The 25,325-nt window shown below is 63.6% G+C and carries 24 protein-coding genes and 1 tRNA gene; 11 read left to right on the top strand and 14 right to left on the bottom strand.

The features are described from left to right. Positions 1–18 precede the first annotated feature (18 nt). Entirely contained in the window at positions 19–1,020 is a 1,002-nt protein-coding gene (locus B9A19_RS00945) for a phytanoyl-CoA dioxygenase family protein (RefSeq protein ID WP_084088659.1), read from the top strand. 43 nt (positions 1,021–1,063) lie between these two features. Here the strand turns inward: B9A19_RS00945 and B9A19_RS00940 are convergent, their stop codons facing one another. The 4 genes from B9A19_RS00940 to B9A19_RS00925 all read right to left on the bottom strand — a co-directional run bounded on the left by B9A19_RS00940 (position 1,064) and on the right by B9A19_RS00925 (position 4,831). Beyond that, positions 1,064–2,200, bottom strand: a complete 1,137-nt coding sequence (locus tag B9A19_RS00940; RefSeq protein ID WP_139798575.1) for an acyltransferase family protein — start codon at positions 2,198–2,200, stop codon at positions 1,064–1,066. A gap of 312 nt (positions 2,201–2,512) precedes the next feature. Then, complete coding sequence (locus B9A19_RS00935) at positions 2,513–3,064, bottom strand: cysteine hydrolase family protein (protein ID WP_084088657.1); 552 nt, start codon at positions 3,062–3,064, stop codon at positions 2,513–2,515. Positions 3,065–3,259: 195 nt separating this feature from the next. After that, entirely contained in the window at positions 3,260–4,009 is a 750-nt protein-coding gene (locus B9A19_RS00930) for an ATP-grasp domain-containing protein (protein ID WP_084088656.1), read from the bottom strand. 54 nt (positions 4,010–4,063) lie between these two features. Continuing rightward, a complete protein-coding gene (locus B9A19_RS00925) occupies positions 4,064–4,831 on the bottom strand; it encodes a class I SAM-dependent methyltransferase (protein ID WP_084088655.1) in 768 nt (255 codons plus the stop codon). Between the two features lie 102 nt (positions 4,832–4,933). Between B9A19_RS00925 and B9A19_RS00920 the strand changes: the two genes are divergently transcribed. Continuing rightward, positions 4,934–6,109 (top strand): citrate synthase family protein, encoded by a 1,176-nt coding sequence (locus B9A19_RS00920; RefSeq protein ID WP_084088831.1) that lies wholly within the window; start codon positions 4,934–4,936, stop codon positions 6,107–6,109. 106 nt (positions 6,110–6,215) lie between these two features. Then, on the top strand, positions 6,216–7,751 hold the full coding sequence (locus B9A19_RS00915; RefSeq protein WP_084088654.1) for a BCCT family transporter: 1,536 nt from the start codon (positions 6,216–6,218) through the stop codon (positions 7,749–7,751). A 12-nt stretch (positions 7,752–7,763) separates the two neighbouring features. Here the strand turns inward: B9A19_RS00915 and B9A19_RS00910 are convergent, their stop codons facing one another. Continuing rightward, the gene (locus B9A19_RS00910) at positions 7,764–10,214 is read right to left on the bottom strand and encodes an ABC transporter permease (RefSeq protein ID WP_084088653.1); all 2,451 of its coding nucleotides are present in this window, start codon (positions 10,212–10,214) and stop codon (positions 7,764–7,766) included. Further along, positions 10,214–10,918: an ABC transporter ATP-binding protein gene (locus tag B9A19_RS00905; RefSeq protein WP_084088652.1), complete on the bottom strand. Its 705-nt coding sequence runs from the start codon at positions 10,916–10,918 to the stop codon at positions 10,214–10,216. Before B9A19_RS00905 ends, B9A19_RS00910 begins: the two co-directional genes overlap by 1 nt. Between B9A19_RS00905 and B9A19_RS00900 the strand changes: the two genes are divergently transcribed. Next, a complete protein-coding gene (locus tag B9A19_RS00900; protein ID WP_084088651.1) occupies positions 10,917–11,534 on the top strand; it encodes an arylesterase in 618 nt (205 codons plus the stop codon). The two genes, B9A19_RS00905 and B9A19_RS00900, sit on opposite strands and share 2 nt — an antisense overlap. 8 nt (positions 11,535–11,542) lie before the next feature. Here B9A19_RS00900 and B9A19_RS22395 read toward each other — a convergent pair whose 3' ends face one another. The 5 genes from B9A19_RS22395 to B9A19_RS00875 form a co-directional block, all read right to left on the bottom strand. Beyond that, on the bottom strand, positions 11,543–11,986 hold the full coding sequence (locus tag B9A19_RS22395) for a hypothetical protein (protein WP_176216721.1): 444 nt from the start codon (positions 11,984–11,986) through the stop codon (positions 11,543–11,545). A gap of 12 nt (positions 11,987–11,998) precedes the next feature. Then, entirely contained in the window at positions 11,999–12,580 is a 582-nt protein-coding gene (locus B9A19_RS00890; protein ID WP_084088650.1) for a BON domain-containing protein, read from the bottom strand. After that, positions 12,577–13,167: a phosphoheptose isomerase gene (locus B9A19_RS00885; RefSeq protein WP_084088830.1), complete on the bottom strand. Its 591-nt coding sequence runs from the start codon at positions 13,165–13,167 to the stop codon at positions 12,577–12,579. The genes B9A19_RS00890 and B9A19_RS00885 overlap by 4 nt, the downstream gene beginning before the upstream one ends. A gap of 61 nt (positions 13,168–13,228) precedes the next feature. Next, a complete protein-coding gene (locus tag B9A19_RS00880) occupies positions 13,229–13,558 on the bottom strand; it encodes a YraN family protein (RefSeq protein WP_084088649.1) in 330 nt (109 codons plus the stop codon). After that, positions 13,558–14,688 carry a penicillin-binding protein activator gene (locus B9A19_RS00875; RefSeq protein ID WP_084088648.1) on the bottom strand — a complete coding sequence of 377 codons (1,131 nt, stop codon included), beginning with the start codon at positions 14,686–14,688 and terminating at the stop codon, positions 13,558–13,560. Before B9A19_RS00875 ends, B9A19_RS00880 begins: the two co-directional genes overlap by 1 nt. On the opposite strand from B9A19_RS00875, the gene rsmI reads away from it, so the two are divergent. Both rsmI and B9A19_RS00865 read left to right on the top strand, forming a co-directional pair. Continuing rightward, positions 14,683–15,567, top strand: coding sequence for a 16S rRNA (cytidine(1402)-2'-O)-methyltransferase (gene rsmI / locus B9A19_RS00870; RefSeq protein ID WP_084088647.1), 885 nt, complete (start codon positions 14,683–14,685; stop codon positions 15,565–15,567). The genes B9A19_RS00875 and rsmI overlap by 6 nt on opposite strands. Positions 15,568–15,611: 44 nt before the next feature. Next, positions 15,612–15,696: transfer RNA gene (locus B9A19_RS00865), tRNA-Leu, on the top strand. Between the two features lie 83 nt (positions 15,697–15,779). On the opposite strand, the gene B9A19_RS00860 is transcribed toward B9A19_RS00865, so the two are convergent. After that, positions 15,780–16,712 carry a LysR family transcriptional regulator gene (locus tag B9A19_RS00860; protein ID WP_084088646.1) on the bottom strand — a complete coding sequence of 311 codons (933 nt, stop codon included), beginning with the start codon at positions 16,710–16,712 and terminating at the stop codon, positions 15,780–15,782. 125 nt (positions 16,713–16,837) lie between these two features. Here B9A19_RS00860 and B9A19_RS00855 point away from each other — a divergent pair, with 125 nt between their 5' ends. The 4 genes from B9A19_RS00855 to B9A19_RS00840 are packed head-to-tail and all read left to right on the top strand — an operon-like array spanning position 16,838 to position 20,583. Beyond that, complete coding sequence (locus tag B9A19_RS00855; protein WP_084088645.1) at positions 16,838–17,164, top strand: putative quinol monooxygenase; 327 nt, start codon at positions 16,838–16,840, stop codon at positions 17,162–17,164. A 10-nt stretch (positions 17,165–17,174) separates the two neighbouring features. After that, positions 17,175–17,831 (top strand): NADPH-dependent F420 reductase, encoded by a 657-nt coding sequence (locus B9A19_RS00850; protein WP_084088644.1) that lies wholly within the window; start codon positions 17,175–17,177, stop codon positions 17,829–17,831. Then, positions 17,828–18,598, top strand: a complete 771-nt coding sequence (locus B9A19_RS00845) for a type 1 glutamine amidotransferase domain-containing protein (protein WP_084088643.1) — start codon at positions 17,828–17,830, stop codon at positions 18,596–18,598. The genes B9A19_RS00850 and B9A19_RS00845 overlap by 4 nt, the downstream gene beginning before the upstream one ends. Positions 18,599–18,600: 2 nt before the next feature. Continuing rightward, on the top strand, positions 18,601–20,583 hold the full coding sequence (locus B9A19_RS00840; RefSeq protein ID WP_084088642.1) for a ferritin-like domain-containing protein: 1,983 nt from the start codon (positions 18,601–18,603) through the stop codon (positions 20,581–20,583). Between the two features lie 89 nt (positions 20,584–20,672). On the opposite strand, the gene B9A19_RS00835 is transcribed toward B9A19_RS00840, so the two are convergent. After that, on the bottom strand, positions 20,673–23,387 hold the full coding sequence (locus tag B9A19_RS00835) for a glycosyl hydrolase family 18 protein (RefSeq protein WP_084088641.1): 2,715 nt from the start codon (positions 23,385–23,387) through the stop codon (positions 20,673–20,675). A 543-nt stretch (positions 23,388–23,930) separates the two neighbouring features. Here B9A19_RS00835 and B9A19_RS00830 point away from each other — a divergent pair. Continuing rightward, positions 23,931–24,965, top strand: a complete 1,035-nt coding sequence (locus B9A19_RS00830) for an AI-2E family transporter (protein WP_084088640.1) — start codon at positions 23,931–23,933, stop codon at positions 24,963–24,965. Positions 24,966–25,027: 62 nt separating this feature from the next. On the opposite strand, the gene B9A19_RS21895 is transcribed toward B9A19_RS00830, so the two are convergent. Next, positions 25,028–25,267 (bottom strand): hypothetical protein, encoded by a 240-nt coding sequence (locus tag B9A19_RS21895; protein WP_139798574.1) that lies wholly within the window; start codon positions 25,265–25,267, stop codon positions 25,028–25,030. Positions 25,268–25,325: the final 58 nt, after the last annotated feature.

Here is a 25,325-nt window from a genome sequence, read left to right as displayed (position 1 = left end):
AATCCGGAGCCTGACCCCATGAATGATCGCTACCAATACGGCAATGCCCGTCCCGGCAACCCCAGCGTGGCCTATACCGAGCAAGAGCAACTGCGTCAGCTGCACAAACAGCTGCCGCTGCGCGTGCTGAGCGAGGCCGATTTTGCGCACTGGCAGCGCTATGGCTATGTGATCATCAAGGATGCAATCAGCCCGGAGCAGGTGCAGCGCACCGCCGATTTCCTGTGGGAGTTCCAGCAACTGGACCCGCACGACCCGGCCAGCTGGAGCCGCCCTCAGCTACGCGATCACGAGATGAAAGAGCTGAACGGCTCGGGCATGGTCGAGGCGTACCAGAACCAGCGGCTATGGGATAACCGCCAGCAGCAGCGCATCTACGATGCCTTCGTCGATATCTGGGATCGCACCGATCTATGGGTAACCATAGACCGCGCCAACCTCAACCCGCCCAATCAGGGCCAGCGCCGCTTTGGCGGTTTCATCCACTGGGATGCCGACACCAGCCTCACCCCGCTGCCAGTCAACGTCCAAGGCGTGCTGGCGCTGTCCGATACCACCGAGGCAGGCGGCGGCTTTCAGTGTATTCCCGAGCTGTTTGAAAACCTCGAAGCCTGGCGCGCCAGCGCGCCGGCTGATCGCAACCCGTGGCAGCCCGATCTGGCCAACGTGCCGTGGCAGCCGCGCTTCATTCCGATGAAGGCCGGTGAGCTGCTGATCTTCAACAGCCTGCTGGCCCACGGCATCCGCCCCAATACCTCGACCGACAAGGTGCGGCTGGCGCAGTACATCTCGTTCAGCCCCGCCGACGAAGCCAACACCGAGCTGCGCGAACGGCGCATCGGCAGCTGGTACAAGCGCGAACCGGCGCACGGCTACGCCTTCCCTGGCGACCCGCGCGACTGGGAGCAAACCCGCTACCCGCGCGCGCAGCTATCGCCGCTGGGCGAACGCATTCTGGGCTTGCGCAACTGGGTCGACGGCCAGCCGGCGTTTGACCCGGCAACGCGTTTCTCCTGCTGACACAGAGCGCAACCATTCGCGCACTGGCTTGCCTTGCAACACACTAGCGGCCCTGCAAGGCAAGTTCGCCCGCAACCTTGCCGGAAGAAACCACTTCACGCTTGAGGCGCCCGCGCAGGAAGGGGCGTTCCACGCCGTAATAGGTTGCTGCAGCAATCAGGATGATCAGCGGAATGCTCCAGAAGATCACTTGCAGTGCCGGGAGGCCAGCCTTGAACAAGGCTTGAATGACCATGGTATGAGATAGATAAATACCGTAAGAAATGGTACCAAACCAGTACAAGGGTTTGAGCAGGCGGCTTTCCCGGCACAGCCCTGCCCCCAGCAACACCATGAAAATACAGATGGTGATGCCGATACGTGTGCCTAGCTCGCCGCCATGCTGATGCAGCCACGCCCCCACTTGCCCAACCCGGGAAACATCATTCAACGCAGCTCCGCAATACCACGCAATCAGCAAAAATGCGCCAATGCCCATCAGCAGCCAACGTGCCCGGTACAACATGACTGCGGGACGGTGCTCAAGCGCAAGCATGATTCTGAACAGCAAGAAACCAAACGCAAATTCGTAAAGTCGGCCCGGCAATTGCGAAGTATAGAAATAGCGCAGGGATTCGCTTTCGAGCACGGCCACTTGCCAGAAATAACAAAGCCACAGCGATGACACCAGCAGGGCAATGGTCATTACGACAACCGCGCGTTGTCTGGATAGCCACGGCCATGCAAGCATCATCAGCAAATAAAACTGGAATTCAATGGCAAGGCTCCACGCCGGCCCAAGCAGGCCTTGCCATGTCCAAGGGAAAAAACCATGCAACATCAAAAGGTGGCTTAGCAGCTGGAAAGCGCCCTCACCCCACTGTCCGCTCTCCCTGTATCCAGCGAAATACCACGCCGACACCAGTGCCGCAAGAATATACAGCGGATAGATTCTCCTTATCCGGTGCTGCCAGTAAATGCCTTTCCATTGGTCTTGATATTTCCCATACAAGCGGTATGCGCTGCTGGAAATGGCGGCACCACTGATGACAAAGAAAATGTCTACGCCTATCCAGCCAAAGCCGGACAAACCCGGCAGCAACGCCCCGGTATCGCCATGCAAATGGAACAGTACGACCAGCCAGGCGGCCAGGCCACGAAATAAATCCAGATTGTTGATTCTCATCGGAAAACGTTGCAACAAAGGGCATCTCAGGCTTGCGGATGGCAGAAATGATACAGAACAGAATGTTTTCAATCCAGAAAAATTTCTTTCTTAGAAAGGATTAGAAAAAGAATTTGAAAAATTACTCCTGTATCAGATCAATAACTTACACCCCTCTGTAATTTGCAAACTCACCGATACTGATTGCACGGGTCCTTAGGCAAATCGGGGGGCGCAGTTGCGCGGCCATCTCGGCTAGAGCCCGGCAAAGCCGGATTCTTGATGCTGGTTGATCCACAGCACCAACCCCGGGGCATAACAAGCTCCCGGGGGCACCGGCCCCAACCGTCACGCGTGCACAAACCTGACTTGCGCAGTCGTCAGCACATTGGCAAACGGCCCCGCCAAAGTCACGTTGTGATGCGCGATGATGTCCTCAGCCTTGAGCTGCGGCGTATCCATGCAGGTATGGGCATCAGCCACCAGCACCACGGCCAGGCCCAGTTCGCTCGCGGCGCGGCAAGTGGTATCGATGCAGAACTGCGTTTTCATGCCGACCACCACCACGCCGTCGCAACCGGCCTCGGCCAGTTGTGCGGCCAGCGCAGTGCCGGCAAAACAGCTGGGGCGGGTCTTGTCGAAAACGATATCGCGCGCCGGATCGACCGCCAGCTCAGGTGTCAGCTGCCAGTAGGGGCTGCCAGCGGCAATCGGCGAGCCATCCGGCCCGGTGTGGCGCACGGCAAAAATGGGCGCTTGTGCCAGGCGGGCTTGTGCGATCAGCTGGTTGATGTTGCCCAGCACGATCTCGCGCGCGTGGGGGCGCTCCGGGCCGTGATAGAGGCCAACCTGCATGTCGATGATCAGCAGCGCCGGGCGTTGTGGCAGCGGGTGAGGCATGGTGTTTCTCCGTGTTGTGCCGGGCGGGACGGAGAAACAACAAGGCCCCGTCCGTTACCGGCGGGGCCTTGAGGGTGGATTCAGCTTGCGCTCAACAGCCATCCCCACGCCCGCCGCTAGCGGTCGTGGTGGTGGTAATGGTGATGGCGTAGGCGCAGTTCATGGTGCTTATGCTGTCGCCAATCTGATATCGCGTCAAGTGCCGGTTGCGTGCGATACCGGCACAGCAGCATGCTGCAGCACGTTCAACACGGACTGCGGGTCACACCCGTAGATACCGGCGCCCCAGGCCGCGTTCTGCTCCACACAAGCCCAGCCGCGCCCGGCGATCAGGCCGATATCCACTACGGTAGCGCGCGGCAAATCCACGCGCGGGTCTGCCAGCAGGGTCTGTGCAAATGCCAGCATCTGCGCCTGCTCGTCCGGCGTGCTGGCAAAGCCCTGTTCGCGCTGCAGCTCACCCAGCCGCGAATACAGCGAATACGCTTTCACCTGACGATCAAGCACGAAGCAACGAAATTCAGCCTGCCATTGCACCACCTCGGCCACCAGCACCGGCATGGCATCGTCGTAACCCTCGGGCTGCCCCGCGCCCTCGTAGACCGCGGCAGGAAAGCTCTTGTCGTTGGGCGGCTTGATGAAGGCCCGCGCCGTCAGGCGCCGCGCCTCGGCCAGTGTGCTCAACGCGATGTCGCGCAAGCGGTATTCGTGCGGCAGGGGTACCAGCCAGTCCTCTGGCGGCTGCAGCAGATCAAGGCCCAGTTGCTCAGCCAGCATGGGGCCGAACAAGGCTTCGCCGTAAAACACCGCATCGCTGCGCCCTTGCAGATGGTCGGGCACGCGCCAGCCGGTCAAGCGTTCGGTATGCCAGCCCTGCTGGCTGGCGGCCTTCCAGAGCAGCTGCGAGTCTTCGCTGTAGCGCGGGGTAAAGATGAGTGTGGGCATGGCAGATCAAGGGGCTGGTCAATACTGATCGCACAGCTTAGCGCAATTTTTACGTCAGCATTTAACCCCCATCACCGCAAACACCCGATGCGGCACCTGCAACAGCTCAGTCGGAAAATCACGCGCCAGCATGGCCGCCAGTTCGGCATCGAAAGCGGCAACCTGCTCGGCTGGCAAGCTGGCGGCCACACCGGCACTGGCGCGAATGCGGCCTCGCCAGCCCTCGTGGCTGTAGGGTACGGCCATGTCGAAACTGGCCGAACGCAGCCCGCTGAAACCGGCCTGCGCCAGATCGGCAAAATGGCCGGGATGGATGCCGGTGCCGCCGGCACCGCGCCAGGCCGGGTTGTGCTGCAGGATCAACGATTCAGTCGTGGCAACGACATTGCCCGGCAGCGGCAGCCAGTCGAAATGCGCCAGCACGATACGCCCGCCGGGGCGCAGCAGCCGCCATGCTTCATGCGCGGCCTCGTCGCGGCGGAACCAGTGCCAGCACTGGCCGGCGCTGATGATGTCGAATGCGCCATCGGCCAGCCCGGTGGCCTCTGCTGTGCCTTGCAGATAATCAACCGCTACGCCCACCTCCGCATCCAGCTGCCGTGCCTGGGTCAGCATGTTGGCGCTGGTATCCAGCCCGGCAACCTGCGCACCACGCTGCGCAAAACCGCGTGCCAAAGTGCCTGTGCCGGTGCCCAGATCGAGCAGGCGCTGGCCGGGCAGCCCGATCCCCCAGCCGGCCAGCAACTCGAATAGCGCAGGTGGAAAGCCGGCGCGATGGCGACGGTAGTCTGTTGCGGTCTTGCCAAAATCGACGTGTTCCATAGGTGCCCCAACGCACTGGTAGACAAGCAGTGATTGAACGGCCCACGGCAATAAATCGTCAATCTTGATTAGAATAATCAATATGAATTCATGGAGATGGACATGAAGCGCTTTGTCGATGCCGACACAGCCGCCAGCCTGCTGGGCATCAGCAAACAGACGCTGTACGCCTATGTGAGCCGTGGCCTGGTAGAGGCGGAAAGCAAGCCGGACGGACGCGGCAGCCGCTACAAGCGCAGCGATGTGGAACGGCTGCTGGCCAACAAGGCGCGCGGGCGCAAGCCGGGCAGCGTGGCCAGATCCACGCTGGATTGGGGACTGCCGGTGCTGGAATCAGGATTGACGCTGATCGAGCGCGGCCAGTTGTACTACCGAGGGCAGCCACTGGCCGCCCTACTGCCACACGCCAGCCTGGAAAACGTGGCCACGCTGCTGTGGCAGTGCGGCGACGAGCAGCCGTTCGCCGCCCCAGCACCAGCCATGCCGGCACACTGGCACGCCAGTTGCGTGGCAACGGCTGGCCTGCCGCTGGCCGAGCAAGTGATCGCCCGCTTTGCCCTCGGCCAGACCGCCATCAACAGTGCACACTGGCAACAGCCGGCCAGCCATGCGGCAGCGGCCTTGCTGCGTTTGCTCACCGCCAGCCTGCTGGGCCTGCTGCCGCAAGCCGCGCCACTGCATCTGCAACTGGCGCAGGCATGGCAAGTAGATGCAGCCAGTGCCGACTTGCTGCGCATGGCGCTGCTGGTGTCTGCCGACCACGAGCTGAACGCATCCAGCTTTACCGCGCGCTGCATTGCCTCCACACAAGCCAGCCTGGGCGCAGCCGTGCTGGGCGGGCTGGCCGCCCTGAGCGGCCCGCAGCATGGCGGCATGACCGAGCAGGTGGAAGCGCTGTGGGATGAGTTGGCCGCGCAAACCGATCTGAACGCAGCGCTGCGGGCCAGGCTTGATCGCGGCGACGGGCTGCCAGGCTTCGGCCACCCGCTCTACCCGGATGGCGACCCGCGCGCGCAACTGTTGTTGCAACACCTGCCGGCTGATGACTTCACCAGCGAGCTATACAACGCTGTTCATACTCTGACGGGCCACGCCGCCAGCATTGATTTCGCGCTGGTGGCATTGCGGCGCGCGCTGCAGCTGCCGCGTGGCGCGGCCTTTGCGCTGTTCACCGCCGGGCGTGGGGCGGGCTGGCTGGCACACGCGCTGGAGCAACGCCACAGCGGCAAGCTGATCCGCCCACGCGCCGGCTACAGCGGCCCCATGCCGGGGGAATGAACCCGGCAGCCCAAGGGCAATCTTCACACGCCCATATTGCCCTTGACACAAAAACCAGCCAGATCAAGCACTTAAAATCACGCCTTGCGCATAGAAAGGAGCTTGCATGGTTTTTGCCCTGTCCCTCGCCATTGCCCTGGGCTTCGTGCTGTGGGGTGCACTTGCACCAGCCAGCATGACCGCCATTACCCAGCACATGCTGTCTGCCACCATCGGCGGCTTTGGCTGGCTTTATCTGCTGGCCGTGTTCGGCTTTTTGTTGTTTGCGGTTTATCTGGCCTTTGGCCGCTTCGGCAAGATCAGGCTGGGCGGGCCGGACGCCGAACCAGAATTCAGCCGCGCCAGCTGGTTTGCCATGCTGTTTTCTGCCGGCATGGGCATCGGTCTGGTGTTCTGGGGCGCGGCCGAGCCGCTGGCGCACTTTGCCAACCCGCCGTCTGGCGAGGCACAAAGCGCCGATGCAGCGCGCACGGCACTGCGCTACACCTTCTTCCACTGGGGTCTGCACCCATGGGCCATCTACAGCATCATGGGGCTGGCGATTGGCTATTTCAGCTTCAACCGCAAGCTGCCGGCACTGGTGTCCGAAGCCTTCCGACCGTGGCTGGGGCACCATGTCGATGGCGTGTTCGGCAAGCTGGTCGATGTGCTGGCCGTCATCGCCACCGCCTGCGGCGTGGTCACCTCGCTGGGGCTGGGCACCTTGCAGATTGCCGGCGGGCTGACGCATACGCTGGGTGTGCCGGACAGCGATGCGCTGCACATCGCCATCATCGTCGTGGCCATGGGGCTGGCGCTGCTGTCGTCGCTCACTGGCGTGGGGCGCGGCATCAAGTGGCTGTCCAACCTCAATATCGGCATCGCGCTGTTGCTGCTTGCCGCCGTGATTGCCTTCGGCCCCACCTTGTTCATCGTCGAGTCATTCACCACCACGCTGGGCGGCTATATCGACAACCTGTCCTATATGAGCCTGCGGCTGACGCCGTTCAGCAAGGGATCATGGGTGGCGGACTGGACACTGTTCTACTGGGCGTGGTGGATTACCTGGGCGCCGTTCGTGGGGCTGTTCATTGCGCGCGTATCCAAGGGCCGCACCATCCGCGAGTTCATCGTCGGCGTGCTGCTGGCGCCCAGCCTGGTCAGCTTCATCTGGTTCTCTGCCTTTGGTGGCATGGCAATTCACCAGCAACTGCTGGGCGGCGTCGACCTGCTGAGCGTGCAGACGCAGGACTACGCGCGCACCTTGTTTGCCATGCTGGCGCAACTGCCGCTGGCAAAAACGCTGTCGGTACTGGCACTGCTGCTGATCGTCAGCTTCTTCGTCACCTCGGCCGATTCGGCCAATCTGGTGCTCAGCATGCTGTCCACCCGGGGTCGCGCCAACCCGCCCGCGTGGATCAAGCTGCTGTGGGGCTGCGTGATTGCCGCCATGGCACTGGTGCTGCTGTTCAGCGGCGGACTGAAGGCACTGCAGACGCTGTCCATCGTCGCCGCGCTGCCATTCGCGCTCATCATGGTTGGCCTGTGTGTGGCGCTTTACAAGGCACTGGCGGCCGACGAGCGCGAACAGGAGCACAAGGAAAAGATGCGCCGCCATGCGGTCGATGCGCTGCTGGCGCGTGAACCGGGGTTGGGCGATTAAACCAGCCCGGCATCACCCCGGATCGCGGATCAACTCCAGCGCCGTCGCGCGTGCCAGCCGGCGGCGCTCCCACGCCGTCACCACGCCGGCCAGCAGCAAACCGGTGATGGTGCTGTAGAACGGCAGCCCCCAGTTGAAGCCCACCTGCAGCTCCAGCACCGTCTTGCCGATGGCCCAGCCGCACACGCTGGCGGCCAGCCCGGCCACGAGGCCAGCAGCAGCGCCAATGGCTGCACCCTCGCGCCACAGGATGGCACCGATCTGACTGCGCGTGGCACCCAGTGCGCGCAGCACGGCGATTTCACGGTGGCGTTCCGGTGCGGTGGTTTCCAGCGCGGCCAGCAGCACGGTGATGCCGGCAGCCAGGCAGAACGCAAACACCAGCCGCAGCGCGCCCGAGACCAGATCAAGCACGCGGCGCACCTCGGCCAGCACGGCGCCGACGTCGATCAAGGTCACGCTGGGGAACTGCCTTGAGAGCTGCGCGACCTGCTGGTTACTGCCGGGCGGCAGGTGGAAGCTGGTAATCAGGCTGGTGGGGGCATTCCGGAACAGCTCGGGTGTGCCAACCACGAAGAAATTGACCTTGAACGAATCCCAGTCTACTTGCCGCAGGTTGACCACCTTGGCGCTGACCGGGGTGCCGGCCACATCAAAATCCAGCGTGTCGCCGATCTTGATGCCCAGCGTTTCGGCCAGCCCGCTCTCGACCGAAAAGCCCGGCTGTTTCGGGTCAAGCGGCACACCGGCCTTGAGCTGGTTGTCGACGCGCAGCTGCTCGCCCCAGGATAGGTTGAACTCGCGCTCGGCCAGTTGCTTGGCGCGCTCCTCGGCATATTGCTCAGGCTTCACCGGCTGACCGTTTTTTGCCACCCAGCGGCCACGGATCATCGGCTGCAGCTGCGGCTCCCCCGGCACGCCAACACCGCGCAGTGCCTTGCCAAAATCAGCGGCCTGCTCGGGCTGGATGTTGAGGGCAAACTGGTTGGGCGCATCAGGCGGCAGCTTGTTCTGCCACGCGCGCAGCAAATCGCCCTCCACCGAGGTCAGCAGCCACACACCCAGCAAGCCAATGGTCAACGCAGCGAGTTGCGCAGCAGCCAGCCAGCGGCGACGCAGCAGTTGCCGCACGGCGATGCGCGCAGCGAAATCGCTGGAGAGGCTGGCCCAGGCGCGCACCAGTGCCCAGCCAATGACCCCGGCCAGCAACAGCGCCACCACGATACCGCCGGCCACCAGGCCAGCCAGCTTGAGCGAGCCCGCCACCCACCACAGCAATGCCAGCGCGGCACTGCCCGACAACAACAGCGCCAGCCACAAGCGCGGCGGCGCGGTCAACTCGCGCCGCAACACCTTGAGTGGCGGCGTGGCGGCCAGTTGCAGCAGCGACGGTCCGGCCACGCCCACCAGCAACACCGCGCCAAACGCGCACGAGGTCAGCCATGGCAACACGCTGCCCGGCCCCAGCGGCGCAGGCAGCTGCGCCTGTATGCTCCATGCCAGCACCGTTTGCGCACCCCAGCCCACCAAACCGCCCAGCACGGCGGCGGCGCCAAACAGCAGCAACAGCTCGCCCAGCAACAGCCAGCGGATTTGCGCGCGATGCGCGCCCAAGGTTACGAACAGCGCCACCGCATCGGCCCGGCTGGCCGCATGGCGGCGCGCCGCCAGCAAAATGGCCACGCCGGACAGTGTTGCCGCCAGCAGGGTGACCAGACGCAAAAAGTGCTCCGCGCGCTCCAACGCCACTTTGACCTGTGGTTGTGCCTCGCGCACGTCTTCCAGCCGCTCGCCGCGTGCCAGCTGTGGCTTGAGCGCCAGCTTCCATGCGGCAACCTGCTGCTGCGGCCCGGCCGCCAGCAAGCGGTATTTCACCCGGCTGCCAAAGCCGATCAGGCCGGTCGATTGCAGATCGACCGCGTTCATGATCAGGCGTGGCTGCAGGCTGGAAAAATCAATCGCCGTATCCGGCTCCTTGTCGATCAGCGCGGCAATGCGGAAATCGCGGCTGCCCAGCCTCACGGTGCCGCCTGTGGCCAGCTGCAAACGCGTCGCCAGGCGCGGGTCCAGCCAGACCTCGCCAGCTGGCGGCGGCCCGCTGACACGACCCTGCCCTTGCAGCAATAGCTTGCCACGCAGCGGGTATGGCCCGCTGATGGCCTTCACGCTGGCCAGTACCGCCGCATCCCCTGCACCCACCATGCTGGGGAAGGCAGCCGTCTGTGCAGTCTGCAGGCCATAGGGTTGCACGGAGGCCAGCGCGGCAAGCGGAATCACGTGGTCGGCGGTCAGCACCGCGTCGGCGGCCAGCAGGTTGTTCGATTCGGTATTCATCAAGCGCTGCATGCGCTCGGCAAACAGCCCCACCGCCGTCAGCGCAGCAATGGTAACGATGAGCGCCAGCAGCAGCGTGCGATAGTGACCGGCCCGCAAGCCGCGCAGGAATTGCCGCAGCGCCAGCATCAAACGCCGTCCCGGTCGACGATCTGGCCTGCGCCCAAGCGCAGCCTGGCACCACAGCGTGCCGCCAGCAGATTGTCGTGCGTGACCAGCACCAGCGTGGTGCCGGTTTCGCGGTTCAGCTCGAACAACAGCTCGGCCACCTGCTCGCCGGTATGGGTGTCGAGGCTGCCGGTTGGCTCGTCGGCAAACAGCAGTTGCGGCTTGGCAGCAAAGGCGCGCGCCAGCGCCACGCGCTGCTGCTCGCCACCGGACAAGGTGCGCGGCGTATGGTCGATGCGGCTGCCCAGGCCCACGCGCTGCAGCCACTCGCGCGCGGTGGCCTCCAGTGTCTTGCGCGGCTGGCCCTTGCCGGCGTGCAGCTCCAGCGGCAGCATCACGTTCTCCAGCGCGGTCAGCTCGGGCAGCAACTGAAAGGACTGGAACACGAAGCCGGCATGGCGGGCACGCAGGCGGGCGCGGCCATCCTCATCCAGCGTGGACAGCGCCGAGCCAGCCAGCCATGCTTCTCCCCGCGTCGGTACATCCAGCCCGGCCAGCAAGGCCAGCAAGGTAGACTTGCCCGAGCCGGACGCGCCGACGATGGCCAGACTGCTGCCGGCTTGCAGGTTGAACGTTACACCAGCCAGAATGTCCAGCTCACCATCGGCAACAACGACATGCTTGCCGAGGTTTTCGGCACGCAGCAAAGGAGTATTGGCAGTCATGAAGCGGCTCTTGTTCTGGTTGATCGGTGCACTGCTGGCACTGCAAAGCGCCATGGCGACAGCGGCAGATAAGCCGGTGTTGCTGGTATTCGGCGACAGCCTGTCGGCAGGCTACGGCCTGCCGGCCGATCAGGCATGGCCTGTACATTTGGGCAAACTGCTGGCAGCACAAGGCAAGACCGTGCAGGTAGTGAACGCCAGTGTATCCGGCGAAACCACTGCAGGCGGGCTCACCCGCTTGCCTGCGGCGCTGCAGCAACACAAACCGCGCTGGGTGCTGATCGAACTCGGCCCCAACGACGGGTTGCGCGGCCTGCCGCTGGACAAGGCCAAGGCCAATCTGCAAGCCATGGTGCAGTTAGCCCGGCGTTCGGGGGCACAAGTTCATTTGATCGGCATGCAATTGCCGCCCAATTTCGGCCCGGACTACACCAAGCGCTTTGCCGCGATGTACGGTGAAATTGCCAAGGCAGAGCGCGTCTCGCTCACACCCTTCTTGCTGGCGCCAGTGATCAGCAAGCCGGAGTGGTTCCAGAACGATCAGCAGCACCCGACCGCACCGGCCGAGCCATTGATCGCGGCAATGATTGCCAAGGATATTGCCGGGCTGTTCTGACGCAGCGGCTATTGCTGGTCGGTCAGTCCTGCCGCCGCAGTTGCGGCCAGCTCGGCACACAGCGCCGTCGCGCCGGCCGGGCAGGCGGTCTGTGCCAGTTGCTTGATCTTGAAAAGATCAGCATCCGCCAGCGAGCCATCCAGGTGGCGCAGCACGAAGGGCTGCAAAGCAGAGTCGCGCCGTATCAGGCTGACCAGTTGCGGCAAGCTGGCCCAGTGATCCACCAGCAAACGGGCGATCGCCTCGCTATTGCCTTCCGCAATCGCGCCATCATCACAATGGCCGTAGCGGGTACGCATTTGCGCCACCCGCGACCAGCTGTCCAGCCGGTCTACCATTGCATCGGCCGCCTCTGCCTGGCGCGGCGTACAGATTCTGGCTTGCACGGCGGCTGGCAGCAACAGCAACAGGGCCATGCCTGCCGCCACGGCGGTGCGCATTTGCGACCTCATGACGACCAGCCCTTAGCGCGCCGCGTCGGTGTACTGCATCAACTTCACCACCTGCACCACCCCACTCACATTGGCGGCGGCCTTGGCGGCGCGGTCGGCAATTTCGGGCGTGGTGCTGCCCATCAGGTAGACCACCTTGCGCTCGGTGATGATGGAGATGTGGATGGAGCTGGCGTCGCCAGCCTGGCCCAGCACGGCAGCCTTCACGCGGGCCGACAGCTGCGTGTCGTTGGCGCGATCGCCAGTGCCCGACGGCGGTGCGATCACCAGCTCGTCGTGCAGCTGCTTCAGGCCCTTTTCACTGCGCGCGATCTGCAGCACGGCGGCGTGCACCGTTTCATCCGGCACTTCGCCGGTCAGCAGCATGCAGCCGTTGAAGACATTGACGTTGACGTGCGCGGCGCTCTTGTAGGTGTCATATACCTTGTTGAGCACGCGGGTGCCCATCTGGAAATCATCGGCTTGCGTTTCGCTCTTGCGCGGGTCCGAGCCTATCCATGCACCGACGGCCACGCCGCCCGCCACCAGTACCGGCACGCAGGCCGACAGGCTGGATGCCAGCAAGGATGCCAGCAGCAGTTTCTTCACCATCATTCGCCCCCCAACAACAGATAATCGACCGCATCGCACAGCGCGTGGATGGCGGTAATGTGTACTTCCTGGATGCGCGCGGTGCGCTGCGACGGCACGCACAGATGGATGTCGTCGCCAGCGAGAATCTCGCCAATCTGCCCGCCATCCTTGCCGGTAAGCGCAATCACCGACATCTGCCGCTCGTGCGCGGCATGAATGGCCGACACCACATTGGGCGAGTTGCCCGAGGTGGAAATCGCCAGCAGCACGTCGCCGGCCCGGCCAATGGCGCTCACCTGCTTGGAGAACACCATGTCGTAGTCGTAATCGTTGGCAATGGCGGTAATGGCCGAGGTATCGGTGCTGAGTGCGATTGCAGCCAGACCGGGGCGTTCGCGCTCGAAGCGGCCGACCATCTCGGCAGCAAAGTGCTGCGCGTCGGCAGCCGAACCGCCGTTGCCACACGACAGGATCTTGCCGTCGGTAATCAGCACCTGCACCAGTTTGTCCGCCGCAGCGGCAATCGCCGGCGCCAGCACATCCATGGACGCCTGCTTGGCGGCGATGCTGTCTTCAAAGTGCTGACGCACGCGTTGTTTCAATTCCATATCAACATCCCTGGCCGGCGTGATCGCGGCCGTCGTGACGGCCTGCGCGCGCAAGCCGTCCTTATCCCTCAATGCAGTTTTTCCACCAGTCGATGCGCTCGCCCTCAATGCACACGGCATCGAAGCGGCATGGCGGGGTGGGCCGCACACCTTGCAGATAGATTTGTGCGGCGGCCCAGAGTTTAGCGCGTTTCGCCGCCGTGATACTGGCGGCTGCGCCGCCAAAAGTACCGCTGCTGCGCTGGCGGACCTCGACGAAGACGAGGGTTTTGCCGTCCTGGCAGATCAGGTCCAGCTCGCCGGCCTTGCAACGCCAGTTGCGCAGCAGCACTTTGAGACCCTGTGCACGCAGGAATTCCGCCGCACGGTCTTCGCCGCCCTGGCCGCGCATCAATGCGTGCCGGGGTCAGCGCTCGGGTCGCTGGTCTTGCCAGGCAAGGTCAGCGTCTTGAAATCCATGTCGCGCTGGATTACGCCACCACTGCCCACGGTCAACACGCCGCTCAGGCCATCAACGGCCACGTGGCCATCCGGTTCGGCCAGCGCAACCGCGACGCGCCAGGCATCGACACCCAGCGCGAACAAGCGCTCCAGATCGGCCGAATTGGTGCGCGTGCGCACGAACACCGCATACAGCGGGTCGTCTGCATTGGCCAGCCAGGGCATTTCCAGATAGCGGATGCCGGTCAGGTCAACCAGCGCCGTGCTGGCCAGATTGCCCGAATTGATTTGTGACGAGGCATAGATGGGCCAATCAGTACCCAGATAGGGCCGCAGCTTGCGTGCCTGCCGGCCATTGGCAGCCAGGAAGATCGCGTCCACACCCTGCTCGGCCAGCTTGGCCTTGACTGCGGCATAGCTGGCCACGCTGTCGCCCACCTCGATCAACAGCGGCGCGCTGCCGGCGTCGTCCTGCCAGGCGGCGGCAAAACCGCCTTCCATGCGGGCATTGAGCGTGCCGGTAGCGACCAGCACGGCCGGCTTGGTCACGCCCTCGCGGCTCAGGCGGTGCGCCAGCGCAGCGGCCTCTTGCTCCACCGACAGGCTGAAGCTGTACAGGTTTGGCCGGCGCAGCGTCTGCTCGTCAAAGCTGTTGAGCGCCACCACCGGCACCGGGAAGGATGCATTGTCGGCCAGGTAATTGACCGCGCTGCGCGTGAGCGGGCCGATGACGGCCGCCGCCCCCTCGTTCACCGCCTTGTTGTATTGTTTAAGGACGTCTTCGTCCTTTTCGCCGCTGTCGAACATGCGCACCGGCGGCTGGTTGCCGTCGCCGTAGGCTTTCTCTGCTGCCAGTACCCCGGCCTTGAGCTGGGAGACTGCCGGCTTGAATGCCTTGCTGTTCAGCGGCAGCAGCACCGCGATAAAGCGCTGGCCGGCATCGGCAGGGACTGCCGCCGTCGCCGACGCATCGGCTTCGGCATGTTCTGCCGCAGTGGCCATATTGCTACACAAGCTGACGAAGCCCAGCAGCGCCACGTATAGTAGCGCCCGCCAGCCCCGTGGAATCCGATTATGCATACCGACCCTTATCTCCCGGCCAAGTCCACATTATATGTAGTGGCTACCCCTATCGGTAACCTCAGGGATATGACACCGCGCGCGCTGGATGTACTCGCCGCCGCCGACGTCATCGCCGCAGAGGATACGCGGGTCACCGGCCAGCTGCTCAAATATTTTGGCATCAGCAAGCCTATGGTCAGCCTGCGCGAGCATAACGAGCGCAGCATGGCCGACAAGCTGGTGGCCCGGCTGCAGGCTGGCGAGATCATCGCCCAGGTGTCCGACGCCGGCACACCCGGTATCTCCGATCCCGGCGCACAGCTGGCCGCCGCCGCGCACGCTGCCGGCATCGCCGTTGTCCCGCTACCGGGCGCATCGGCGCTGACCACGGCGCTGTCGGCCAGTGGCTTCGATTGCGCGCACGCCTTGTTCTACGGCTTTCTGCCACCCAAACACAAGCAGCGCTGCGACGCGATCACCAGCTTTGCCGCACTGCCCTATCTGGTCGTCATTTACGAAGCCCCGCACCGCATCATCGATTGCCTGCAAGACCTGCACGAGGTGCTGGGTGCAGACCGGCAGATTGCGCTGGCACGCGAGCTGACCAAAACCTTCGAAACCATACGCCGTGGCACCCTGGCCGAGCTGCTCGCCTTCGTGCAGAGCGACAGCAACCAGCAACGCGGCGAGTTCGTACTGGTGATCGATGCCGCGCCGCCAGCCGAGCAGACCGATGCCGACGAGCACGACCACGTGCTCGCCCCGCTGGTGGCCGAGCTGCCGCTCAAGCAAGCCGTGGCGCTGGCCGTCAGCATCACCGGCGCACCGCGCAACGCGCTGTACGAACGCGCACTTGCAATCAAGCAGGCCGCCCGGCAGGACGATGACGAGGATTGACACTTGTCAGCCCGCGCCCGCTGCCGCATAATCCGCCCTCTACCGCCCGGGTGGCGAAATCGGTAGACGCAGGGGATTCAAAATCCCCCGTAGAAATACGTGTCGGTTCGAGTCCGACCCCGGGCACCAGTTAAAGCAAAACGGCTTCCAGCAATGGAAGCCGTTTTGCTTTTGTAGCGCTATTCCCCCTGCAAAGCCTGCCCGACGTCTGCTCACTCCTGCCCCGGCAGTGCGGCAGCAATTACCTGTATTTTTTGCACCAGCCAGTCCAGGCCCGGATCGGCGCGGGTAGATGCGTGCCGCATCAGATAGACAGGGAAGCTGCCGATTTCCAGCGGTGGCGCCAGCAGGCGCAAACCGAATTGCGCTGCGTATTTTCTGGCAAGCTGATACGGCACGGTTGCGACCAGATCGCTGCTTGCCACAGCAGCCAGTGCGGTCAGAAACATCGGCACGCTGGCGCGCACCCTGCGCTTGAGGCCCAGCCTGGCCAGCGCCTCGTCGGCCATGCCGGTCAGCCCGCCTGAAAACGACACCAGCACGTGCTCCAGCGCGATGTAGTCATCCAGCGACAGTGTTTCGCCCACGCCGGGGTGCTGCTGGCGGGCCACCACGGCAAAGCGCTCCTGCAACAGCGGGTGACATACAAACTCTTCATCCACCCTGCCAAAGCGGCCGATCGCCAGATCGATTTCGTCACGCCGCAGTGCTTCCAGCGCCGTCATGCCGACCGCAAAACGGGTGGTGAGCCGGGTGGATGGCGCCTCGCTCATCAATTTCGCCAGTAACGGCTCACCCAGGATAGTGGAGCCAAGGTCATTCGCGGCCAGGCGGAACTGCCGGTCCGAGCTTGCTGGGTCAAACAGCGACGGCGGGCTGACCACGTCCTGCGTCATGAACAGCAACGCGCGCACCTTGGGCGCCAGCTCCAGCGCCCGCCGCGTTGGCGTCAGGCCATCGGGGCGGCGGGTAAACAAGGGGTCGCCAAACAGTTCGCGCAGCCGCGAGAGCGCATGGCTCACTGCTGACTGGCTCAGCCCCAGCCGGTCTGCCACCACGGTGGTGCGCTCGTGCCTTATCAGCTCGTCAAAGACAAGCAGCAAGGAGAAATCGAGCTTTCTGATATTCGATTTGTCGATATCCATAATGAAAAGATATCAGTTCTATTGCTTTTTGTTCAAGCATACGATGCGCTTCAGCCCGGCATCAGCGTAGAGAGAAAAAGCGCTCGTGATGTTTTCACCACACTCACTTCAGCAAGGACTGTGTCATGACCATCGAATACATTCGCTATGAACTCAGCAAACACAGCGCCGAGGACTTGATCCTTGCCTACGGCAAGGCCGGCGAGAGCCTGAAAGCCGCGCCGGAATGCCTAGGCTTTGATCTCAGCCGCTGCGAGGAAGCGCCTGCCACCTTCGTGTTGCGCATCCGCTGGACTTCCACCGAGGATCATTTGCAGAAATTCCGCAAAGGGCCCCATTTCCCCGATTTCTTTGCCCTGGTGCGCCCCTTTATCGAGGAAATGGTCGAAATGCGGCATTACGAGGACACCGGCCTGAGCTGGTCACGCCAGCCGCACGGCCAGCAAGCCTGAGGACGCAAGCATGAAGCAGCGGATACTGATACTCGGTGCAGGCAAGGTCGGCACCGCGCTGGGGCTGGCTTGGCTGCGTGCCGGGCACGACGTGCGCTTTGGTGTGCCGGTGCCGGACAGCACCAAATACCCGGCGCTGCCTGCCGGGCGCCTGCAGCCGGCCAGCGCGTTGCGTGATGCGCAGCTTGTGGTGCTGGCTGTTCCCTGGGCTGCGGCCAGCACGGCCCTTGCCGCACTCGGCGACCTGAACGGCGTGATCGTGATCGACTGCACCAATCCGCTCGGCATGGGGCAGAACGGCCTGCAACTCACGCTCGGCTTCGATACCTCGGGTGCAGAGCAGCTGGCACAGCATGCGCCGGGCGCCAGTCTGTTCAAGACGCTGAACCAGACCGGCGCCGAGAACATGGCCGATGCCGGTGCCTACACCGCCACGCCGGTGATGTTCGTTGCCGGCGACGACAGCCGGCACAAGCCGCTGGTGCTGCAGCTGGTGGCCGACCTCGGCTTCGACGCCATCGATGCCGGCCCGCTGCGCGCCGCGCGCCTGCTGGAGCCACTGGCCATGCTCTGGATAGACCTTGCTACCAAACTGGGCCACCCGCGCGATTTTGCCTTCGCACGCGTGCGCCACCACCCGTCACCCCAACCGGAAGCCCCGCAATGAGCCTGAAGAACCCGAACCGTGTCCGCGCCAGCCAGCCCAAGCGCATCGCCATCGTGCTGGCCAATCCGAGTGTCTCGACCACCACCGGCTGGCCGGTCGGCTTCTGGTGGAGCGAACTCACCCACCCCTACTTCGCGTTCACCGAGCAGGGCTACGAGGTCACGCTGTTTTCGCCTGCGGGCGGGCGCTGCGAGGCCGATGCGCTGAGCGACCCGCGTGATCCGTCCGGCTATTCGAAAACCGACCTGATTTCGCTGGGCTTCATCGCCAGCCCGGATTTGCTGGCACTGGTCGACAACACCCGTCCGCTGCGCGAAATCGACATCGATCATTTCGATGCCATCGTGGTGGCCGGCGGTCAATCGCCCATGTTCAGCTTTGGCCCGGATGACGGACTGGCGGCCACCTTTGCTGCTTTTTATGAAGCCGGCAAAGTCGCGGCGGCGCTCTGCCACGGCGTTGCGGTGCTGAAGTACGCGCAACTCTCCAACGGCCAGCCCCTGGCCAAAGGCAAGACCGTGACCGGCTTTGCCAATGTCGAGGAAGACTTTGCCGATCAGGCGGTGTGGAGCATGAAGCTGTTGCCCGAGGACAAACACGTGATGCCCTGGCGGATCGAAGATGCGCTCAAGCAACTGGGCGCCAACTACATCCAGGCCGGGCTGTGGCGCAGCTTTGCCATCCGCGATGGCAACCTGATTACCGGCCAGCAGAATTTCTCGGGGCTGGAAACAGCCAGGCTGGTGATCGAAGCACTGGGGGCCTGAGCATGAACGAACATGCCACGCCCGAGCCAGCGCTCGTCATCAACAGCCGCGAGCAACTGCTCTATACGCTGAGCGAGGCCGCCGAGATCGAGCACAACCTGATGTGCTGCTACCTCTACGCCGCCTGGAGCCTGAAAACCGAGGCCGACGACCCGGACGCCGGCATGCGCGACGAGCTGCTGCACTGGCGGCGCGTGCTGCTGTCGGTGGCCATTGACGAAATGACCCACCTCGCGCTGGTCTGCAACCTGATGCAGGCCATCGGCGGCGTGGCGCATTTCAACCGGCCGAATTTCCCGATTGCCCCCGGCTACCACCCGGCCGCCTTGCAGGTAAAGCTGGCCCCGTTCAACGCGGATACCCTGCAGCACTTCATCCACCTGGAGCGGCCGGAAGGCTGCGACGAACCGGATGGCCAGGGCTTTGCACAGAGCGCCAGCTACACACGCGGCTTGCACGGCCTGACGTTGACACCAACCGCGCAGGACTACCTGACCGTGGGCCATCTCTATCGTTCGGTCGAAGCCGGCCTGCGTGCCCTGAGCGCCTCACTGGGCGAGGCCGCGCTGTTCTGCGGCGACACGGCCCTGCAAGTCGATGCCGGCATCGTCGGGCTCAAGGGGCTGATCGCCATCACCGACCTGGCTTCGGCCTGCCGGGCCATCACCACCATTGTCGAACAGGGCGAAGGTGCGCAGGCATCGTCGCCGGATGGGCACTACCAGCGCTTCATCGCCGTGCGCAGCGCATATGAGGCGCTGCAAGCGCAACACGCCGATTTCCGCCCGGCCCACCCGGCAGCGACCAACCCGGTAATGCGCAAACCGCCCGACGCACAGGGCCGGGTGTGGGTGGCGGCGCCCGAGGCACAAGCACTGCTGGACCTGGCCAATGCCATTTACGAATTGATGCTGCAGTGCCTGTCGCACGGTTTTGCCGCCACTGACCGCAATGAAAAACGGGCTCTGATCGATGCCGCCATCACGCTGATGCAGGCGCTTGATCCGCTTGGCAAGCAACTGGCGCGCAGCAAGGCCAACGAGCAGGACAACTGCAACGCAGGCATGAGCTTTGCCGCATTGCGGCAAGTGGCCTCGCCGGCCTCGGCACAAAGTGCCCTGCCCGCTTTTGTCCAGCGCCTGCAAACCCTGGCAGCAGCGGGCAAGGCATTGGCGCCGACACCGCGCACGCTGACGGCCGTGGTCGCGCTGGAACGCGTACACGCGCAGTTGCTCGGCTATGCCAATACCGTCTGCACCGACCTGCCGGCAGCAGCGCCCAGCCCTGCGCCCGCAACGGCCAGCGCGCACACCGGGGCTGCCAACGATGCACCACCGCAGCCCGGCCAACCCGAGGTGGTCGAAGGCAAGCAACTGACCCTGATCGTCGATGCCCAGCGCTGCATCCATGCGCGGCATTGCGTGACCGGCGCGCCGAAAACCTTCGTCGCCAACGTGGTCGGCCCGTGGCTGCACCCCGACGAAACCGCGACCGCAACCCTGGTTGAAATCGCGCACGCCTGCCCATCCGGCGCGATCTCCTACCGGCGCAAGGATGGGCAAGCGGATGAAGCCGCGCCACCGGTCAATCTCTTGCGCCAGCGGGAAAACGGCCCCTACGCCGTGCACGCCCCGCTCGTCATCGCCGGAGCAGCAGCCGGGTTCCGCGCTACGTTGTGCCGTTGTGGCGCATCGAAAAACAAGCCGTTTTGCGATGGGTCACATCACGATGCCGGCTTCGTCGCCACCGGCGAGCCGGCCACCATCAGCCTTGATGCGCTGCAAAGCCGCGATGGCCCGCTGCAGATCGCACCGCAGCGCAACGGGCCGCTGGCCGTATCGGGCAATCTGGAACTCTGCGCCGGCAGCGGCCGCGTGGTGCAACGGCTGACCGAAGCAAGGCTGTGCCGTTGCGGCCACTCGCAAAACAAGCCGTTTTGCGATGGCAGCCACGGGGCAGCGGGGTTTGTTGCTGCAGGGGATTGATCCTGCTGTTCGGAACGTATCCTAAAAAAAGGCCGGCTTCACAGCCGGCCTTTTCACTTGCAACCGGGCAAGGCCCGGTCTGTAGCGACTTACTTCAGGCCCACCGGCAACAGCGGGTAGTCCTGTGCCAGACGATACTGGTTGCCACCCACGGTGATGACGTAGTTGGACGGGCCGGAGATCGGCAGGTCGTAGCTCAGCTTCACAGCCAGCGTGCCGCCGGCTGCCAGGGCCTTGGCCAGCGTGAACTTGGCGTGGTTGAAGTCAGCCTTGAAGCCACCGATGTTGTTCGGGCCGTTGTAGCCAGCCTGGGTCACGGTGAAGTTCACTGCAGAGGTGGTCGAGCTGATGGTCGACGGTGCCGAGACCGGCACGTCAAACTCCACCACGGTGCCGGCCGGCAGGCTGGCAGCGGTGTTGTTCACCAGGTTCATGGTCACCACGAACGGGTAGTTGTCGTCACCCAGCTTCCAGCCGCTGAAGTTGACGGCGACATTGGCCGTGGTGGGCGGCAGTGTGCCGTTGGCACGCTGGCTGCCATAGGCCGCAGCACCCTTGAACTTGTTATACAGGTCGGTGGTGAAGGTGTTGCCCATGTAGTACTCGCCCTTGCCGCCATTGCGGCTGGCATCCCAGGCGTAGTCACCGGCCATTTCCCAGATCATTGCGCCACCGATGCCGTTCTTGACGATGTAATCGGCCTTGGTGTTGATGGTCTGTTCACTTTCCACCGACAGGAACACTTGCTTGTTGGCGTTCCACACCCACGATGCAACCAGGGTCGGATCGTAGAGCAGCTGGTAGCTGCCAACGATGCTCTTGTCCGTCACCTTGTAGGCATCCAGGTAATCCGGAACGATGCCCTTGGTCAGGTTCAGCGCGTGCCACACCGGGTTGCCACCGGCAGCAACCGGGTTGCCCTTGGTGTCGAGGTCATACCACACATTGTCGATGCCCGAAGCGCCGCCACCGCACGGTGCCGCGCCGGCGCAGGCCACTGCGTCGTTGATGATGGGCGCAGTACCCCACAGGCCGTTGGTGCCGCCAGTGACGGTCTTCCAGCCGTTGGTGTAGTACGGGATACCCATGTTGATGCGGCCCGACTGCATGGCGCCACGGTAGTAATGGTAAGCCCAGTCCACGTTCAGGTAGCCGATGTTCTGGTACTGATACGCGGCACCGGCGATCAGCTCGGCATCCTTGCCGTCGTCAAACAGCGCCGAGTTCGGGCCGACGTACTGGTTCCAGGTACCGTGCAGGTCGTACGACATCACGTTGACGAAGTCGAGGTATTGCAGCACCGGCAGGTTTTCCTCGCCGCGCAGTACCCAGCCCGAACCGGAGCCGGCGATGCTGAGGAAGTAGTACTTGTTGTCCTGCACTGCAGCGGTATCAAGCTTCTGGCGCAGTACTTGCATCAGCTGCTTGTAGCTGGTCATCAGGCCCTTGAGGCGCGGCTGCGACAGCGTGAAGTCGGCAGGGGCGCCGGCTTCGGTATCAGTGCTCGGGTGCTCATAGTCGATATCGATACCGTCGAAGGCCGGGTACTGGCGCAGGAAGGCCACGACCGAATCGGCAAAGGTATTGATGCCGGCAGTGTTGACCGTGCCATCGGCATTGGTGGTCATGGTGTAGAAACCGGTCGAACCGGCCCAGCCACCCACCGACAGCAGGGCGCGCACGCCCGGGTGCTGCTTCTTGTACTGCGCCAGCAGGTTGAAGTGGCCCTTGTACGGCAGCGAGTCATCCATCTGCGCGCCAGCCACGCCCGGCCAGGTCATGGCGATATCGGGGCTGTTGGCACTGGTGTCGATCTGCACCGTGTACTTGTTCTGATCCACCGTGGCGAACGCATAGTTGATATGCGACATCATGTTCCACGGCAGGTTGTTCACCAGATAGGTCGGCTGACCATCGGCGCCATGGCGCCAGTTGGTGAAGTAGCCGACGATGCGGCGCGACAAGCCATTGGGCAGGATTTCACGGCCGTTGGCATCATAAACCTGGCAGTACGGCACGTTGGCCACGCTGCTGACCATGCCGTCCGGGCGGCAGGCATCGTTGGCGCCGCTCGGCACCGGGGTGGCGGTCGGAACCGGCGTACCAGTAACCGGGACCGGTGTAGCGGTCGGCTTCGGCGTGACCGTCGGGACCGGCGTACCGGTCACGGGCACCGGCGTGGCCGTAACCGGAACCGGTGTCGCGGTCACTGGAACCGGAGTAGTAGTCGGCTTCGGTGTTGTGGTCGGTGCGGTGGTCGGGGTCACGCTGCCGCAGGGGCCGTTGTCGGTCCACGGCTGGCCATCGCCATTGCTCGACGACGGGATATTGTTCTGTGTCCACCACTTGGCAGTGTAGTTGCGACCGTTGTAGGTCACTTGCGCGCCGCCGTTATAGGCGGTGCCGCTGTTCCAGGCCTGGTAGCAACCAGCCGACGGCGCCGGTGTGGCAGTCGGCGCGGTGGTCGGAGCCGGGGTAGCTGTCGGCTTCGGGGTGGCGGTCGGTGCATTGGTAACCGGAACCGGGGTGGCGGTCGGCGCAGCAGTCGGGGCCGGGGTTGCGGTCGGTGTGGAACCGCTGCTCACGCCCAGATCCTTCCACAGGGTCGGGGTGGAGGACGGGGTCCAGCCAGCGCCGACATAGGCGGTGTGGGTCACGAGGGCCTGGTAGTCATGGCCGTTGTAGCTGACGTAGGTGCCAGCGGTGTAGGTAGTACCTTCCTGCCAGGCAGGATAGGCAGCATGCGCGAATACGGCGGCGAGCGCCAACGGCAGTGCTGCCATGCTGTAGCGAAGCATGGACATCTCGACATTTCCTTCTTTGGTTGTATGAGTACTCCCGTCCGGACATGACGGAAGCCGCCACCCGACCTGTCTTTGTTCGCGCAGGCCTGGGCGCCGAGCGTGATTAGCTGCCTTGCCGGTCGCAACGTCAATCACCGGCGGGCTTGCTGACAGCGGCAAAAGACACCGTTTTCCACACCGATGACTGCAATGCAGCCTGGAATGGATGCACCAAAATGAATAAATGTGATTTGTCTTAATAAATCATTAAAAATCATTCAGTTGAAAAGCAATTTGTCCAATGATCGCATTCAATAATGACCATATTCTGATGCGCTTCTGTACAAAATAGTTTTGATACCCCGTTGTTTGCGAACAACAAAGAAAGTTCTGCGTCATGAAAAAACGGGCTTGCGGCTTGAAATCACGCCCTGCGCCCCGATTGAGCAACGTGCAAGCGTGATCCGGCAGGTCTGCCACCGGCGTGCAAAGCAGGTCGAATACCGCTATACACAGGCAGATGCCCCGACGCGGGGCACTTTTGATCGTCGTCGAGGAATACCCATGCCCACCACGCCACTGGATCGCCAGTGCGATTTCGCCACCCTGGCCATTGCCGCGCTGCTGTTGATTGCCACGCTGGTTTTTCATCTGGTGGCCGCACTGTTCGCCGGCATGATCACCTTTGTGCTGATCCGGGGTCTATCGGCGCTGCTGGTGCGGCATATCGCCGCCCGCCGCGTGCAACTGGTGGCCGTGGGCCTGATTGCTGCGGTGGTGGTCGGTGGTCTGGCGCTGCTGGTGCTGGCCGGCATTTCCTCGCTCAAGTCCAGCGCGGGTCTGTCCGGCCTGCTCGGCAAGATGGCCGCCATCGTCGCCGATGCCAGCCGCTCGCTGCCGGACTGGATCGCAGACTCGCTGCCGACCGAGGCCGATGACCTGCGCGCCATCATGGTGAAGTGGCTGGTCGAGCACTCAACCGAGATGCAGATGATCGGCAAGGAAGCCGGCCTGCTGCTGGCGCACGTGCTGGTCGGTACCATTCTTGGCGTGCTGGTAGCACTGAACCAGAGCGGCCCGCTCAATGCGCTGGGCCCCTTGGCACTGCATTTGCGCACCCGCATGCTGCGTTTCGGCGATGCCTTCCAGAAAGTGGTGTTCGCACAATGCCGCATTTCCGCCATCAACACCGCGCTGACGGCGGTTTACCTGCTGATTGCGCTGCCGGTGCTCGGCATTCACCTGCCCTTTACCAAGACCATCTTGCTGCTGACCTTCTTGCTCGGCCTGCTGCCGGCCATCGGCAATCTGCTGTCCAACACGGTGATCGTCATCGTCAGCCTGTCGCACTCGTATCAGGTGGCCGTGGCCTCGCTGGTGTTTCTGGTGGTGGTACACAAGCTGGAGTACTTCCTGAACGCCCGCATCGTCGGCACGCAAATCCGCGCCCACGTCTGGGAAGTGCTGCTGGCCATGCTGCTGTTCGAAACCCTGTTCGGCCTGGCCGGCGTAGTGGCCGCCCCGGTGTTCTACGCCTATATGAAAACCGAGCTGGATGCGCGCGGGCTGCTGATACGCAAGGATGCAGTGGCTACCTGAAACCAGTATGAAAGGTAACGCCGGCATGCTGCCAGCGCGTATCCGGTCCAGGGGCGCTGACGCTACCGCGCAGCCCGCCACAAATCCCGACCTCCGACGTGAACGCGCATCACCACACCGGCCTGCTCTAGCTGTTGCAGCGCAGCCAGCGTTACCGACGGGCTTTCCGGCGCTGTCGGCCAGTTTATCCACCACTGGTGTATCCCTTCCAGCGTATCGGCAGACTGCGGACGCGCGGCAAGATACTGGCGAATATGCCCGGCTATCGTGCTGACCAGCTCGTCGTCCTTCATCCGTTTCACCCCTTGTTGCTGCCAGCAGCGATTGGGCCGATGGCGTATTTGAACGATGTGCGCGGCA

This window comes from Andreprevotia lacus DSM 23236, assembly GCF_900176275.1.
GTDB lineage: Bacteria > Pseudomonadota > Gammaproteobacteria > Burkholderiales > Chitinibacteraceae > Andreprevotia > Andreprevotia lacus.
Note: the sequence above shows the minus strand (reverse complement) of the source record. Positions and strands in the feature narration are given on the sequence as shown.